Source organism: Rhodococcus sp. NPDC076796, from assembly GCF_040702765.1.
In the GTDB taxonomy this organism is placed as follows: Bacteria; Actinomycetota; Actinomycetes; order Mycobacteriales; family Mycobacteriaceae; genus Rhodococcoides.
On record NZ_JBFBMS010000004.1, the window covers coordinates 136,771 to 151,459 of the forward strand.

Sequence of the window (14,689 nt, forward strand, 5' to 3'; positions counted from 1 at the left end):
GTGGAGGTCAGATCTGGCGCAGGGTGAACAGGTCGCCGGGTGTGCAGCCGAGGACGCGACAGACGGCGGTGAGTGTCGAGAACCGAATGGCCTTGGCGCGGTCGTTCTTGAGCACCGACAGATTGACGACGCTGACTCCGGCCAGACGCGAGAGCTCGGCGAGCGTCATGCCACGGGCGTCGAGAATTTCGCCCAGATGGCAGACGACGAGATGGTCGACGAACTCCTCCGCCATCAGACCAGCCCATCGGCATCGCGAGCGAGCTTGGACCCCTGACGGAGCACCGCATAGACGAATTGCAGAACGATCGCGACGATCACGGCCAGCCAGAACGCACCCAGGCCGCGCGCAGTATCGGTGAACTCGGTTGTCTCGAGTGCGCCCTGGACCGCGTTGGTACTCATCACTCGAAGTCCTCCGGTGATGACCGGGTACAAGACCAGGCAGACAGCGACCGCGACCAGGTCGATGCTGGCACCGACGCTGAACGGGGTTTCCTTGATGACATTGTCGAAGAATCGGTACGCGAAGAAGATCCCCACCAGGATGATGATTCCGCCGGCCACGATCTCGCCGTACCTCATGAAGTCGATCATCCCGATGAGTCGCTGGACGTCACTTTTGGCGACGCTGAGCTCGATGACATTTCCTGGCTGCAACTGTCCGCCGAACAGGTCGAGAGTCGGCGAGTCGTCCCTCGGCGTGACGGTGGCGCTGACGTAGTCCGAGGAGCGGTAGTCCCACACCCTCCATCCCGACCACACCACCGCGATTCCCGCGTAGAACGCCATCGCCCATTTGTTGGCCCGTGCCGAGCCCAATCCGTATGCCATCCCGCCGCCTCCGTATCGATAGTCGATAACAACGAATATCGATAACCTATCGAAAATCGATATGGTGTCAAGGGCGGGCCGTCATCTCCTCAGCGCGACCGCCACCTGCCGTCCGATCTCCGACGCCAGCCCGGCGGTATCGGCAGGCACGATGTCGATCGACTCTGCGGAGTGCACGATGTATCGGCCGTCTTGCTCGAAGTCCATCCAGAAGAACGAGACGGCATCGGTGTCGGGGCGGTTGTCGTAGGTCTTGCCGCGGGCGACGATGATCTCGCCGACTGCAGATCGCGGGCGGTCGAAGAACGACCGGAACTGCTCGTCCGCCGTCGCCCCTCGGGTTGCGGTGGACAGATGCGATCCACCCGATGTCGCTGCAGCCATTGCGCGTTCGAGCCGCTCGGCCGGTCGGTGGCCTGCAGCGATATTCGGCACGGATCCGAGAACGACGGCGGGGGCACGGTCCGGGCCGGTCAGTTCGATGGTGACGGCACCGCCGGAGGAGGCGTCGGGCCCCGGTTGCTGTATGAGCACCGCGGCTGTGTCGTGGCGAATCGCTGCGTGGCTGCGAATGATTCCGTAAGGGAATTCGGTTGTCTCGCCACGGCATTCGATACGAACGATCGGGTCGACCACGGTCCGAACAGCTGCCCCGAGTTTCTCGTCCATCATCGCGTCGATCCTCGCCGACGCCTCCAGCCGCAGTTGCCGCAGTTCGTCCACGGTATCGACGTCGATGGTGACCGCCAGGGGGTACGGCAGTCGGTCGCGTCCGAATCGACTGCACAGCATCATGAAGTCGATGCCGGGCATGGTCCAGGTCGTCATCGTCAGCCGCCGAGTACCGGAGGTGCAACCAGCGGCAGATCGCCGATCAGTTCGCTGCCGTTGCTCACGTCGACCAGGTAACCGGGAGTCGCGTGGTCGCCGTCGTTGTCGCCGGCTCCCCGTGCGCCTGCTGCGCCCATGGCACCCATTCCCGGCATGCCGTGCGCTCCCGCGCGACCGGCCGCCGCCGCAGCTGCGCTGCCCGGACCGCCGCCCGCACCAGTGCTGCCTGCCCCGTTGCCGCCCGCCCCGCCGCCGATCGGAGGGCCGAGAACCGAACCGCCGTAACCCGATCCGGCACCGGCACCGGAACCGCCTGCGCCTGCATATCCGGCATTGCCGCCGTAGCCCGAACCAGTGGATCCTGCGAAGCTGTTGCTGCCCGGTCCTGTTCCGCCATAGCCGCCGGGACCCGCGCCGACCCCGGAGCCCGCACCTCCACCGGATGCGCCGGGCCCGGTGGCCGATGCGGCACGGGTTTCACCGGAGTTGTCGGCCGGAGGCAGGGAACCCGAACCGCCGGGCCGGGCCTGCTCCGATGGAGTACCGGTCCGACCCGCTTCGGCAGCCTCGGCGCCGCCGGGTTGCGCCTGTGTTGCAGCCGCCGGGGCCGCCGAATCTGCCCCACTCGCGCCCCCGTTTCCGGAAGTCGAACCGAGACTGCCGCCCCCGACGGAATTGCCGAGGCCCCAGCCGCTGCCGGAACCGCCACCGTCAGCGACCGGATTGTGCGCTGCCGGCAGCACCGGGACCTGGGAATCGGACTGCAGCACCCCTGGTACGTAGACCGAGCGCATGATTCGACGCGCTTCTTCCTGCTGCTCCTCCCGGGCCGACACGGCTTCCTTCGCGGCGAAGGGAATAGGCAGAAGGGTATCGATCATGCTGCTTGCGGCCGGCGCAACCACCGGCGGCATCCTCGACTTCGTCTGCGTGAAACCGGAGTGCGCCTCGAGCAATTTGTTGCTGATCAGGCTCATCGAGGTGGACAACGCGTTCGCAGACGAGACGTAGTTGCCCACACCGCCGCGGACGGCGTCGGCTGTGGGTCCCGACCAACCCGACGCCATGGCCGCCTCGATGCCGGACCGGAAGCCGTCGGATCCGGTGGTTGCGGCAGCGGACAAGTCGTTCCAGTTCTTGGACGAGCCTTCGATGGGGCCGGTTCCCAGCGATCCGACCATGGCCACGATCTGCTCGTGCGGCATCACCTCGAACGCCTCGGTGATGACCACTTCGGTCGGCTCGAACTCGCCGCGGTAGTCGAGGGCCACGTTCGCCTTCTCGAATGCCGCTTCCAGGACGGAGCCGAGAAATTCGGGGCCCATCGGCGTCACGAACGTACTGGTGACGATGTTCTCGATCGCCGCTGCGAGTTCCTCGTACGGATCCGTCATGCCCACCCCTTGCCCTACGTCCTGTCTCCCCGACGAACAGTTAGACGCGGCGCATGGCGGTTCGGTTCCGCAGCCATTCGAGAATTTCCTCGCTGGCCCGTACGCCGGAGGAGTCGGTGACGGTCAAACCGGGCTGGATGAATCCGAGCAGCTCGAGTTCGCCGTGCCGTGGTCGGATCGCAGCATCGGCGGCGATGAGCATCTCGGCGTCGAGTGCGCCGTCACCGGCGGCGAACAGTCGAGCCTCGGCTTCCAGCGTGCCGTCCTGGATCAGCCGGGACCGCACCTCGGCCACCGCAGAGCTCTTGCACACCGCGTTCGGCATCGTGTAGATCTTTCGACCCTGCTGCGAGACGTTCCAGTCCCGAGCGTCGCACCACTGCGACCACTGCGCAACGAAGTCCTCGGGCACGGCGGCCGTGTTCACCACCAGGTAGCAGAACAGGCCGTCGGCCTCGCGGTACTTGAGCACCCAGTCCTCGGAGACCCGCGATCTCAACTCTGCGCCGATGCCCGCCAGATCCAACTCGAACCCGTTGCGCCACCTCGAGTCGGGCACACCGTCGACGAGGATGTTGCCGCCGTTGCTGGTGATGGCATACCGCCAGGGTGCCCCGGGCAGCGCGATCCGCTGAAACTGTTCGATGGTCCGCGTGGTGGTCGGCACCACGACCGTCGTCTCGCTCAACTCCCGAAGCAGCGACACCGCGCGAGAGCTCATGTAGGACAGCGGTTTTCCCTCGTACATCTCCACGCACTCGAACGAATCGTCCAGGGGCACACCGAGTGCGCCCTCGGAGAAGATCATCGTACGGTCGAGATCCACCGCGACGAGAGCGCTCACGACGCGTCCCCGCTCGAGACGTTCTTGATCAGCCCCATGCACGAATAGGCGAGGTCGGGCACCACGTCCACCGGCACTCCCCTGGCCGCGGCGAGCATCCGAATGTGTTCGTGCTCGGGCGCATCGGCGTCCCGCACCAGTACCCGCCACGGCACACGACGCAGCAGCACCCGAGTGGTTTCGCCGACGCCGGGTTTGACGAAATTGACGTGCGAGATGCCGTACTCCTCACGCACCTTCTCCACCGATGCCCATCCCGTCCAGGTGGGGGTTCGGTCGGAGGCCAGCACGGCGGTCACCGACGCGGCGACCTCGTCTCGGACGTCGTCGAAACGCGCAGCGACGGTGTCGAGCAGGTGACGCGAGACGTCGTCGGGGGCGAGATCGGCGTAGTACTTCGCGCCGTGGAAGTCTCCGGGACGAATCAGGCTGTCGTTGAGTACGGTTCGTGAAACCAACCCCGAGACGGTCGAGTTGAGGCAGGCCGACGCGATGAGGAAGTCGTCGCGCGTGCCGTACGTGCGCGCGCAGTTGCCCGGATCGGCGAGCACGGCGAGGTCGTCGTCGAACTCGGCGCCCGGAAAGTCTCGGAGTGCGGCGGTGAGTTCGCGGGCGATCGCACCCTTGCCGGTCCAGCCGTCGACGAACACCACCGAACGCGAGTCGTGATGTTCGGCGAGGTAGCGCAGTGCCACGGCGTCGATGCCGCGATCACGCACGATCGAGACAGCGTAGTGCGGAATCTCGATGCCGTGAGCAGCGAATGCCCAGCGGCGCATCAGAATTCCGACGGGTGTGCCCGCCCGTGCCAATGACGCGAGTGCGATGTCGTGTCCGCGCTCGGCCAGCACCACCTCGGTGACGGTTCCGACCGCGACCGCCAGCCGTGACGCGCTCTCCTGCAGCACTTTCTCGAACAGTTCACGGTAGGCGAGATCCGGTTGGTACTCGACCGGAAGCGATTCGGCGTAGTGGGCCTCGCCGGCCTGAATACGCTTCTCCCGCTCCTCGATTCCTGCTTCGAGTGAGACCGACGAGAGGTCCTTGAGCAACCAGGTGACTTCGTCCGCTGCGTACGAGCCGAATTCGGGTCCGCGGAGCGGGCGTGCGCGCCGGGAAACCTCGAGGGCCGTCGGATCGGCTCCCGTCACGACCACCAGGAGCACGTCGGTCCCCGAGGCGGCGAGAGTCTCGGCGGCGGCAGCGAGGGCGTCGGTGTCCGCGGGGGCGTCGGCGACGAGGACCAGTGTGGCGTCGTGCGGGGCGGACGCGTTGTAGAGGTAGCGCAGTCCCGATTCGTCCTCGGGTGCAGCGAATTCGAAACCGCGGCGCAGGGGGTAGTCGGGCACGTCGAGAACGTATGCCGGTGACCGAGTTGTGGTTTGGAACAGGGCGCGGTGTCCCAGTTTCTGCAGCGCCGCCGCAAGTCGGAGCGGCAGATACATGAGCTCCTCGTGGCCGATGACGACCACCGGTTCCGATTCGGGGAGCGAGCCGTCGACGGTGGCTGCGAGATCGTCGATCGCGGAGTCGAAACCTGCCGCGTCGGATCGGAGGAATCCATGGCGTCCGCCGTCGGGCAGGGTTGCCGGCCAGTGTGCGTCGACTCGGCGAACCGAACCGGATTGTGCAGCAGTGGGATTGAATACCGGATCGGGTAAGTCCAGTACCGTCTCCACCAGTCCCGGCTCCAGCTCCACCGATCCCTGCGCCAGGCTCACGTTGTCGATCCGCACGCCGAGTTCGGTTGCCACCGCAGCAGCAGCGGCGAGATGCTCGGCGGTGCGCATGTCCACCAGGGATGCGATGACGTAGTGCGCGCGCCCGGCCGAGGAGTGAATCTGCCGCAACGCATCCAGCGCGGTCGCTCCGGTCGAGATCTCGTCGTCGACGAGTATCAACGGCAGGTCGCCGGCGAGAAGGTCGGCCGATGTGGGCATCAGCAGGTGGTCGGTCGCGTGCGAGTGACCCTCCTCGAACTCGCCGTGCACGGTCATTCCGGGTACGGGGCGACGCGTCGAGTGCAGGTAGCAGTGCGCGCCCAGAGCAGTCGCGACCGTGTGGCCCAATCCCGTTGCCGTTTCCGCGAATCCGAGAACGTCGACATCGGAACCGCCCACCGCGGTGTGCACCAGGGCGGCCAGTTCGTTGCCGGCGGCGATGACGACGTCCGGATCGACGGGTATGTGTTTGCCGAGCACCGTCGAGACCAACAGGTGGGCGCGGCGGGGGTTACGACGCAGACCGGGCAGCACCAATTGTGTTGCGGTCCAGGACGACGACGAACCGGTGTCGGTGAGCACGATGCCGTCGGCCGGATTCGCGTTCATCGTTGTGCCAGTGCGGTCAGTAGATCCACGAACGTGATCCCCTCGTTGGTGACGCCGAACGCCTTGGCGCGCACCATCGTCTGCTTCGCCCAATTGCGGTGCGGGCCCAGCTCGTTCATCTTGTTGCGGTAGCCGGACGCCTGGACGCCGCCCTGGTCGGAGGAGAGGATGTCGAGTGCGTCGTGGTACTCCTCGTGCGTCACCGCGGACAGCGCGTGCACGGCAGGCACGTGTGAGGGGTGGATGACGGTTTTGCCCTGAATACCGTTCGCACGGTCGAGTGCCACCTCGCGCAGCAGGGCGTCGAGGTCGCTGCTCACCAATTGCTGGCGGAAGCGTACGGCCTGTTGATCGACGAACGGCGTCTGACGCAGCAGGGGACGGAACATGCGTTCGTGGTCGGCGAAGTACTCCCACACCGGTCCGGTGATGACGAATCCCGATCCGTCGTACCGACCCAGGTGATTGACGATCGCGCTGATGACGTCGGCGACGACGCGAACGTCGTAGATCGTCAGGTCGCGGTCGCGGCGGATGCCGAAGGTGCCGCACATGTCGGTGGCACCGATTCGCACCGCCAACACGATGTCGCGGTACTCACCGAGTAGTTCACGGATGGCAACCAGTTCCGCGTCGCGGGTCTCCCGGTGCACCACTTCCGGTGATTCGAGGACGGGCATGGCGAACAGACGGGTGCCGTGTGTCTTCGACGCGGCGACGATCTCGTCGAGAAACTCGGCTCCGCGTGCGGCCGTGAACTTCGGAACGACGAATCCGGCGAGCCCGGCGGCACCGTGGTCGAGGCCGGCGCAGATGCTGCGGATGTGCGCGGCGGTACGAGCCCTTACGAACACCAGCGATCCCGAACCCGAGAGTTCGTTCAGAGTTCGCACGGTGTTGGCCAAGGCTTCTTCCAGATTATGGTCCGCCACAGCGTCTTCGAGATCGATGACGATCGACCGCACACCCTCGTCGGTGCGTTTGTTCACCGTTGCAGTCAGGTCGGGACGCGTGGCCGGGATGTACAGCGTTGCGCCGAGAGCCGTTGCCACGAGGTCGTTTCCGTCGCTCGTCTCGATGTCTTCGGGTTGCATGAAGAACACTCGTTCACGGGTGTCTGCGTCGAGATGGCGAAAGTGTTGCACCACTGTCCTTCGTGTGAATGTGATCAGTGCGAGGTACGCATGCGGTCGATCACGCCTGCGATGAAGTCCGAAATGGTATCCAGATCCTGCAGATATGACCAGTAGTCGGGGTGGGTACCCGTCAGTGCTGTGCTCGCCCTGTCGATCCGGGCGAGCTGAGCATCCAACACCGAGCCCCATTCGGCAACCAGACCGCGATTGATCGCGAGTTGTTGAGCGTCACGAAGTTTGAACCGCACTTTGTTCTCGGTCTCTTTCGGATCTGCCTTGACCGCACGCAGAAGGCGAACTCGGTCGGTGACCGCGTCGACCAGTTGTTCGGCATCGCTCAGGTGTTGACGCGCCTGGGTCACCAGATCCAGTGCGTGTTCGGGGTTGCCCGCGCCGAGTGCAGAACGCGCCGCGCTCAGATCCTCGTCGGCCTGCTCGATGTGGCGCGCACTGGACCGTTCGTTGCGAGACAGGTCTGCCGAGCTCTTGGCGTTGAACTCCCGAAGCAAGCTCGAGAAGGCCGGGGCAATGCCCTCGGATCTCGTTCGCACGGCCTCGATTCGGGTGCGCACCGAGGCCAGAGCCGTTCGGGCCTCCTGAAGGCGTCCCGGAGCCGAGTCCACTGCAGCACGCAGTGCGGCGGCCCGGTCGCGGACCAGGGCAGCGTGCTCGCGGGCGCGCAGAGGGTCGCGCTGATCGGCCTGCAATTGCGTTGTTGCCGAATCGAGTTCGTGCCACGCCTGCCGGAGTGAGGGGTAGCCCGCAAACTGCTCGTCGACGGTGGATCGGGCCGCGTCGGCCTCGGCCAATGCGTCCTGGACCAGGCGCGGGGTCGCGGCGAACTGAGCGGAGGCCTGCTCGAGGGTGCCTCGATGAGCCTCGTAGAACCGATCCACGGCGGTACTGGCATCGTGCAGAAGCGCGGTGGCTCGGTCGAATGCCGATCTGGCGGCAGGGGTGGTGATTCCGTCGAACTGATCGACGGCGGCGAGGTAGGCGGCCCCGGCGTCGAAACATTGCTTCTCGGTGTCGGACCATCGGCCGGCGAGTCGATCCTGGGGGCGCAGTGCGGTGGAGGCCTCGACGCCCGCCGAGGCGATGGACTGACGCTTGTCCATGTCGAGAAACGCGGCGACAGCGTTGTCCTGGGAACGACGCGCGGCGGCGTCCGATTCGGCACCCCGGCGGAACACCCCAGGCCAGCGACTTGTCACCTGCTCGATAGTACCGACGGGAACCCAGGCGATGTCGCAGTCGTTGGCGGAGTACGTCCAAGAACCGGACATTCCCACTACGGTTGAACCCGTAACGGGAAACCAATTGCGAAAGGACCTCTCAATGGGCGTCAGCCTCAGCAAGGGTGGCAATGTCTCGCTCACCAAGGCAGCTCCGAACCTGACCGCGGTCGTGGTCGGTCTCGGATGGGACATCCGCACGACGACCGGCACCGACTTCGATCTCGACGCCAGCGCCATCGCGCTGAATTCGACGAAGAAGGCCCTGAGCGACGGGCACTTCGTGTTCTTCAACAACCTCAAGTCTCCCGACGGCTCCATCGAGCACACCGGCGACAACCTGACCGGTGAGGGCGACGGCGACGACGAGGCAATCAAGGTCAACCTCGCCGCCGTACCGCCGGAGATCGAGACCATCGTCTTCCCCGTCTCGATCTACGACGCGGACGCCCGGTCACAGTCGTTCGGACAGGTGCGCAACGCGTTCATTCGCGTCGTGAACCAAGCCGACAACTCGGAGCTCGCGCGCTACGACCTGACCGAGGATGCCTCCACCGAGACCGCCATGGTCTTCGGTGAGCTGTACCGCAACGGCGCGGAGTGGAAGTTCCGCGCGGTCGGTCAGGGCTACGCCTCCGGACTCGCCGGAATCGCTCGCGATTTCGGAGTAAACGTGTAGTAAAGGCCCTCTCAAGATTGGGAGTACCCCCGCCTCGTCATTCATGATGGGCGGGGGTTTTTCCGTTCTTAGTCTCGAGAAAGGCCACGCCAGTGGTTGTGAAGATCTTCGGATGGTCGATCGCGGTCACCGTCGTGTCCGTCATCGTGGCTTTCCTGTACGGCGGGATCGAGGCGATGATCCTCGTCCTCATCCTCGGCGTGCTCGAGGTGTCGCTGTCCTTCGACAATGCCGTCATCAACGCCACCGTGCTGCGACGCATGAGCGAGTTCTGGCAGAAGATCTTCCTCACCATCGGCATCATCATCGCCGTGTTCGGCATGCGGCTGCTGTTCCCGCTGGTCATCGTTTGGGCCGCGTCGGGCCTCGGTCCGGTCGCTGCCCTCGACCTGGCGCTCAACCCGCCGGCAGACGGTGCCGCGACCTTCCCGGACGGTTCGCCCAGCTACGAGACGCTCCTCACCGATGCGCATCCGCAGATCGCTGCATTCGGCGGCATGTTCCTGCTGATGCTCTTCCTCGGCTTCATCTTCGAGGACCGCGACATCACATGGCTGAGCTGGCTCGAGAAGCCCCTCGCCCGCATCGGCCGCCTCGATCAGCTCTCCGTGGTCGTCGCGGGCCTGCTGCTGGTCCTGAGCGCCGAGTTCCTCGCCGACGACGACAAGATCTCCACCGTCATGGTCTCCGGCGTGCTCGGCATGATCACCTACATCGCGGTCAACGGACTCGGTGAGCTCTTCCACGTCGAAGAAGAAGGCGAGGAGTCCTCGCACGGACCGAGCGAACTGGCGAAGGCGACGGGTAAGGCCGGGTTCTTCCTGTTCCTCTACCTCGAGGTGCTCGACGCGTCCTTCTCGTTCGACGGTGTCATCGGTGCGTTCGCCATCACCGCGGACCCCATCATCATCGCGCTCGGCCTGGGCTTCATCGGCGCGATGTTCGTCCGCTCGATCACCGTGTTCCTGGTTCGCAAGGGAACGTTGTCGGACTACGTGTACCTCGAGCACGGTGCGCACTGGGCGATCGGTGCGTTGTCCATCATCCTGCTGGTCTCGATCGGTGTGCACATCAACGAGCTGATCACCGGCTTCGTGGGAATCCTGTTCATCGGAGCTGCCCTGCTGAGCAGCATCCGACGCAACAAGCGTCTGGAGAACGAAGGCGTGGAGACCGCAGTCAGCGTCTGACCGCCGGGCTCGGAGCCGCGAGACTCACAGCTCCGAGATATCGACGAGCCCGTCCTGAAGGGCTCGCGCGACCAGGGCGGCTTTCGTCGGTGCCGGGCGCCCGACCGAGGTGTACTTGGCCCGAATTCGGGTGAGATGGGTGTTGACCGTGCCGAGCGAGAGAAACAGTGCCTTCGCCACTTCGGTCTTCGAGTCGTGTCGAATCCAGCAGAGCAGCACTTCGATCTCGCGGCCGGTCAGATCCGGTCGCGGCGGGAACGGGCTCGCGGCGGCGGGAACGGGGTGAATCTGCATCGGGGGCGGAACCAGGCTGATCGGCCCACGTGAGCGAGGTGGTACCGCGACCGATGAGCCGTTCTCGGATGACATGGGGTCGAGCAGAGCGGACATCGGATCTCCCGGGCGCTGAGGTGGGTTGAGACCAACTAAACCAATGGCGACGATTCTCACAGGTAATTCGCAGGTTTTCTGCCCTGACTATTGGGGGCATTGAACCGTCAACCGTCCCGTCAGCGTGTCACAGAGCTACGACAGTCTGCCGACCGTCGCCATCGAGTTCGATCCGCACGTCGGCGCTCGAGTCGCTGACCAGGATGAATGCAGTTCTTCGTGCGGCGGGATGGCAGTATCCGAGCGGTCACCACCCCGCCTGTCGCACCCCGGGACGCCTCGGAAACCGCAGTGCTCACTCGCGCGGAAATTGTGGGATGAACCACAGCGTCGTCGAGCAGAACCGCCTGCATTGCGGCGCGATGTGAGTCAATCCTGCGGAGGTAGCTCGGGCATCGGGAGCCAGCCGTCCTCGACCGCTCGCTTGTACAGATCGGTCTTCGTCGGTGCCGGACGCCCCGCCTCGGCGTATTTGTTGCGGATCCGCACCAGGTAGTCGTTGACGGTCTGCTCGGACAGTCCGGCCAGGCGGGCGACTCGTCCGGCCTTCTCGCCCGACGCGTAGAGGGCGAGTACCTCGCGCTGGCGTGGACTGAGTCCGACGTCGGGAAGCTGCGGATCGCCGTCGATCGCGGCAGCCCAGTCCGTCGTGACGACTTGTCCGCCGCTCGCTGCGCGCCGGATCGCGGAGACGATCGCCGCCGCGGGTGCGGACTTTCGGACCACACCCAGTACGCCTGCACGGGCAGCCGAGCGAACCAGAAACGCGTTCTCGGCACCGGTGTAGACGAGCACGCGCGCACCGGCGGCGTGCAGTTGCTCCACGTTCGAGCGGGGCGAGGATCCGTCACCCAGCCGAAGATCGAGTACCACCAGATCGAGGGTCTGCTGCTGGGCGAGCAACTCTGCGACGGTGGCGGCGGTGGACACCAGTTCCAGGTCGGGTTCGTCTGCCAGCATTGCTTTGAGTCCGAGCGCTACCGATTCGTGGTCCTCCACCAGGCCTATGCGCCGCGCCCCCGCAGCAGATTCTCCGTGCGCCTTCGACATCTCCGCCATATCCCCGCCCCCACCCGTTGCGTACCGTGTTACCTGTTTTGTACCAGGGTTCTCGGCTCTGCGGGGTTCGACGCAGATGCGCGTCGGGCCGGCACTCGCGCCTCGGACCTGACGAACAACACGAACAGCACGACCAGCAGCAGCGCTCGTCCCCACACCCCGACGAGAACGAAGAACTCCTCGTCGTTGGCGTCGGCACCCGAGGCCAACGCGGCGAAGTACTTGAAGACGCCGATTCCCATCGACAGATCGACGACCAGGTATGCGGCGACGAGTCCCCACGGGACCTTGAGCAGCACCAGGAAGGGCAGCAGCCACAGCGTGTACTGCGGCGAGTGCACCTTGTGCAGCAGCATGAATCCGCACAGCATCGATCCGCTCACCGCGACCCACGGGTACGTTCCGAGCACCTTTGCGCGACGCCAGCCGAGCCACAGCGCGAGAGCGAACGCGGCGAACACCAGCAGCGGCGACGCGACGTCGACCACATCCTGGAAGGACGCCTCGGCCTCCGCGTAGGCATCGGGAGTCATCTGGTCGCCGATGTAGAAGTGGCGCAGTCCCCAGTACCAGATGGAGTTGGTCGTCAGGTCTGCTTGCCGCAGCGACTGGAACGTGAAGGATGCACGCCACCCCTCGTAGCCGAGCACTGCGAACGGCAGGTTCACAGCGACGACCGTGCCGATCGCCGCGCCGGCAACCATCAGGCCGCCGCGGATGTCCCAGCGACCTCGGATGGTGTCTGCGGACTCACGCCCGTCGATGCCGCCGGTGACCACGTACGCGATCAGGGGCAGCACGAATGCTCCCGGATAGAGCTTGAGGCAGAAGCCGACGGCCAGCAGCACCGACGCGAGAATCGCTTTGCGCCGCAGCGGCATCGACAGCGTCATGACGAAGATCGCGCCGACGGCGGCGGCCACGACGGGTAGCTCCCAGTTGTGGAAGGCGTACATCACCAGTGGCGGGCCGATCGACCACAGCAAGGCGGACCAGCCGGCCATCCGGCCGAGCATCCAGGCGGTGAGCAGACCGAACGGCGCGAGAATCAACGCCGAGGTCAACAGGAATTGTGCATCGGTGTGGGCTGGAATGGCTCCGAGCCACATCAGCAACCCACTGAGGACGGGGTACTCCACCGTCCCGCCGGTGAGGATCCCGTCGCTGGTGATGGCTCCGTGGATGTAGGGAAAGATGTGATTGTCGATGTCTCGGCCGAGCCACAGGAATTGGATGTCGGAGTAGCAGACCGAGGAATCCTTGATGGCGTCGAACACCGTGCTGCGACCGGACGCGTCGAACGGCGCGACCGCGCATCGGGCCTTGTTGAGATATCCCAGAATCAATCCCACCGCAGCCATCGCGACGACCACGACGACCGTCATCGGATTGGCGCGGACCCCGGATCGCATGGTGCAAGACTATGACGCGCGAACGCCGGACCGTGCGCCCGACGCGAATTAGCAGGTCAGGGCCCTGTCGTGTATCTTCGAGGGGTTGCTGACGCAACGACCCTCCTGCCACGGATAGTCCGTGGCCGTTTTCACTAGTCCACAGGAGGTGATGAGGTCTTATGCGTCATTACGAATTGATGGTCATTCTCGACCCCAATCTGGACGAGCGCACTGTCGCTCCGTCGCTCGATACGTTCCTCAACGTCGTTCGCAAGGATGGCGGCACCGTCGACAAGGTCGATGTGTGGGGCAAGCGTCGTCTGGCCTACGAAATCCTCAAGCATGCCGAGGGCATCTACGCCGTTGTGAACCTCAACGCCGAGCCTGCCACCGTCAGCGAGCTGGATCGTCAGCTCGGACTCAACGAGTCCGTTCTGCGCACGAAGGTCCTGCGACAGGGCAAGTAATTGTCGTTGCCCGCCTCTAGGCTGGCATCTACAACGCTTACTACTGAAAGAGGAACCATGGCAGGCGAGACCGTCATCACCGTCATCGGAAACTTGACGGCTGATCCAGAACTTCGATTCACCCCCGCCGGTGCGGCGGTTGCCAACTTCACGGTTGCATCCACCCCGCGCACATTCGATCGTCAGACGAACGAGTGGAAAGACGGCGACGCGCTCTTCATGCGCTGCAACATCTGGCGCGAGGCAGCGGAGAACGTTGCCGAGAGCTTGACCCGAGGCTCGCGAGTGATCGTGAGCGGACGGCTGCGGCAGCGCTCGTACGAGACGCGTGAAGGTGAGAAGCGGACAGTCGTCGAGCTCGAAGTCGACGAGATCGGACCTTCACTCCGCTACGCCACCGCAAAGGTCAACAAGGCCAATCGCGGTGGAGGTGGCGGCGGAGGCGGCTTCAACTCCGGCTCCGGCTCCGGTTCCTCCGGCGGATCGAGCGGCGGCCGCTCGAACTCCTCGTCCAACTCCGGTTCCGGTGGAGACGATCCCTGGGGCAGTGCCCCGGCGGCGTCGGGCTCCTTCGGCGGACGTGGCGGAGACGAAGAGCCACCGTTCTAGATCCTTCGATCGAGAACAACCAGATGTAACGGAGAAAGACCCATGCCCAAACCGCCATTGCGCGACAAGGTGCTCAAGAAGAAAGCGTGTTCCTTCTGCAAGGAAAAGAACACGTCGATCGATTACAAGGACACGACGTTGCTGCGTAAGTACGTCAGCGATCGCGGAAAGATCCGCGCTCGCCGTGTCACCGGCAACTGCGTCCAGCATCAGCGTGACGTGGCCGTTGCCGTGAAGAACTCGCGTGAGGTAGCACTGCTGCCTTACGCCGCGACGGCTCGATAGAAAGGGGCGATT

Annotated in this window: 16 protein-coding genes; 5 read left to right on the top strand and 11 right to left on the bottom strand. The window is 64.9% G+C overall.

From position 1 onward, the window contains the following. Positions 1-7: 7 nt before the first annotated feature. From AB0366_RS14565 to AB0366_RS14600, 8 genes are all read right to left on the bottom strand, one after another. Entirely contained in the window at positions 8-235 is a 228-nt protein-coding gene (locus AB0366_RS14565) for a helix-turn-helix transcriptional regulator (RefSeq protein WP_032378705.1), read from the bottom strand. Continuing rightward, complete coding sequence (locus AB0366_RS14570; protein WP_366244544.1) at positions 235-834, bottom strand: hypothetical protein; 600 nt, start codon at positions 832-834, stop codon at positions 235-237. The genes AB0366_RS14565 and AB0366_RS14570 overlap by 1 nt, the downstream gene beginning before the upstream one ends. Before the next feature lie 81 nt (positions 835-915). Continuing rightward, positions 916-1,662 carry an ESX secretion-associated protein EspG gene (locus AB0366_RS14575; protein WP_366244545.1) on the bottom strand — a complete coding sequence of 249 codons (747 nt, stop codon included), beginning with the start codon at positions 1,660-1,662 and terminating at the stop codon, positions 916-918. A 2-nt stretch (positions 1,663-1,664) separates the two neighbouring features. Next, positions 1,665-3,059, bottom strand: coding sequence for a hypothetical protein (locus AB0366_RS14580; protein WP_366244546.1), 1,395 nt, complete (start codon positions 3,057-3,059; stop codon positions 1,665-1,667). A 40-nt stretch (positions 3,060-3,099) separates the two neighbouring features. Beyond that, entirely contained in the window at positions 3,100-3,903 is an 804-nt protein-coding gene (locus tag AB0366_RS14585) for an HAD family hydrolase (RefSeq protein WP_366244547.1), read from the bottom strand. Further along, positions 3,900-6,233, bottom strand: coding sequence for a phosphoribosyltransferase (locus AB0366_RS14590; protein ID WP_366244548.1), 2,334 nt, complete (start codon positions 6,231-6,233; stop codon positions 3,900-3,902). The genes AB0366_RS14585 and AB0366_RS14590 overlap by 4 nt, the downstream gene beginning before the upstream one ends. Then, a complete protein-coding gene (locus tag AB0366_RS14595; RefSeq protein ID WP_366244549.1) occupies positions 6,230-7,378 on the bottom strand; it encodes an HpcH/HpaI aldolase/citrate lyase family protein in 1,149 nt (382 codons plus the stop codon). The genes AB0366_RS14590 and AB0366_RS14595 overlap by 4 nt, the downstream gene beginning before the upstream one ends. A gap of 23 nt (positions 7,379-7,401) precedes the next feature. Then, complete coding sequence (locus AB0366_RS14600; protein WP_366244939.1) at positions 7,402-8,487, bottom strand: hypothetical protein; 1,086 nt, start codon at positions 8,485-8,487, stop codon at positions 7,402-7,404. Positions 8,488-8,707: 220 nt separating this feature from the next. Between AB0366_RS14600 and AB0366_RS14605 the strand changes: the two genes are divergently transcribed. Then, on the top strand, positions 8,708-9,283 hold the full coding sequence (locus tag AB0366_RS14605; protein ID WP_366244550.1) for a TerD family protein: 576 nt from the start codon (positions 8,708-8,710) through the stop codon (positions 9,281-9,283). Between the two features lie 92 nt (positions 9,284-9,375). Further along, entirely contained in the window at positions 9,376-10,473 is a 1,098-nt protein-coding gene (locus AB0366_RS14610) for a DUF475 domain-containing protein (RefSeq protein ID WP_366244551.1), read from the top strand. A gap of 24 nt (positions 10,474-10,497) precedes the next feature. Here AB0366_RS14610 and AB0366_RS14615 read toward each other — a convergent pair whose 3' ends face one another. From AB0366_RS14615 to AB0366_RS14625, 3 genes are all read right to left on the bottom strand, one after another. Then, on the bottom strand, positions 10,498-10,863 hold the full coding sequence (locus AB0366_RS14615; RefSeq protein WP_366244552.1) for a helix-turn-helix transcriptional regulator: 366 nt from the start codon (positions 10,861-10,863) through the stop codon (positions 10,498-10,500). Positions 10,864-11,232: 369 nt separating this feature from the next. After that, complete coding sequence (locus AB0366_RS14620; RefSeq protein ID WP_366244940.1) at positions 11,233-11,913, bottom strand: response regulator transcription factor; 681 nt, start codon at positions 11,911-11,913, stop codon at positions 11,233-11,235. 38 nt (positions 11,914-11,951) lie between these two features. Next, the gene (locus tag AB0366_RS14625) at positions 11,952-13,334 is read right to left on the bottom strand and encodes a hypothetical protein (protein ID WP_366244553.1); all 1,383 of its coding nucleotides are present in this window, start codon (positions 13,332-13,334) and stop codon (positions 11,952-11,954) included. A 161-nt stretch (positions 13,335-13,495) separates the two neighbouring features. On the opposite strand from AB0366_RS14625, the gene rpsF reads away from it, so the two are divergent. From rpsF to rpsR, 3 genes are read left to right on the top strand one after another with little or no spacing between them, the layout of a single operon-like run. Next, complete coding sequence (gene rpsF, locus AB0366_RS14630) at positions 13,496-13,783, top strand: 30S ribosomal protein S6 (RefSeq protein WP_008711385.1); 288 nt, start codon at positions 13,496-13,498, stop codon at positions 13,781-13,783. 57 nt (positions 13,784-13,840) lie between these two features. Beyond that, entirely contained in the window at positions 13,841-14,392 is a 552-nt protein-coding gene (locus AB0366_RS14635; protein ID WP_032378699.1) for a single-stranded DNA-binding protein, read from the top strand. Positions 14,393-14,434: 42 nt separating this feature from the next. Then, positions 14,435-14,677: a 30S ribosomal protein S18 gene (gene rpsR, locus AB0366_RS14640; protein ID WP_032396926.1), complete on the top strand. Its 243-nt coding sequence runs from the start codon at positions 14,435-14,437 to the stop codon at positions 14,675-14,677. Positions 14,678-14,689 lie beyond the last annotated feature (12 nt).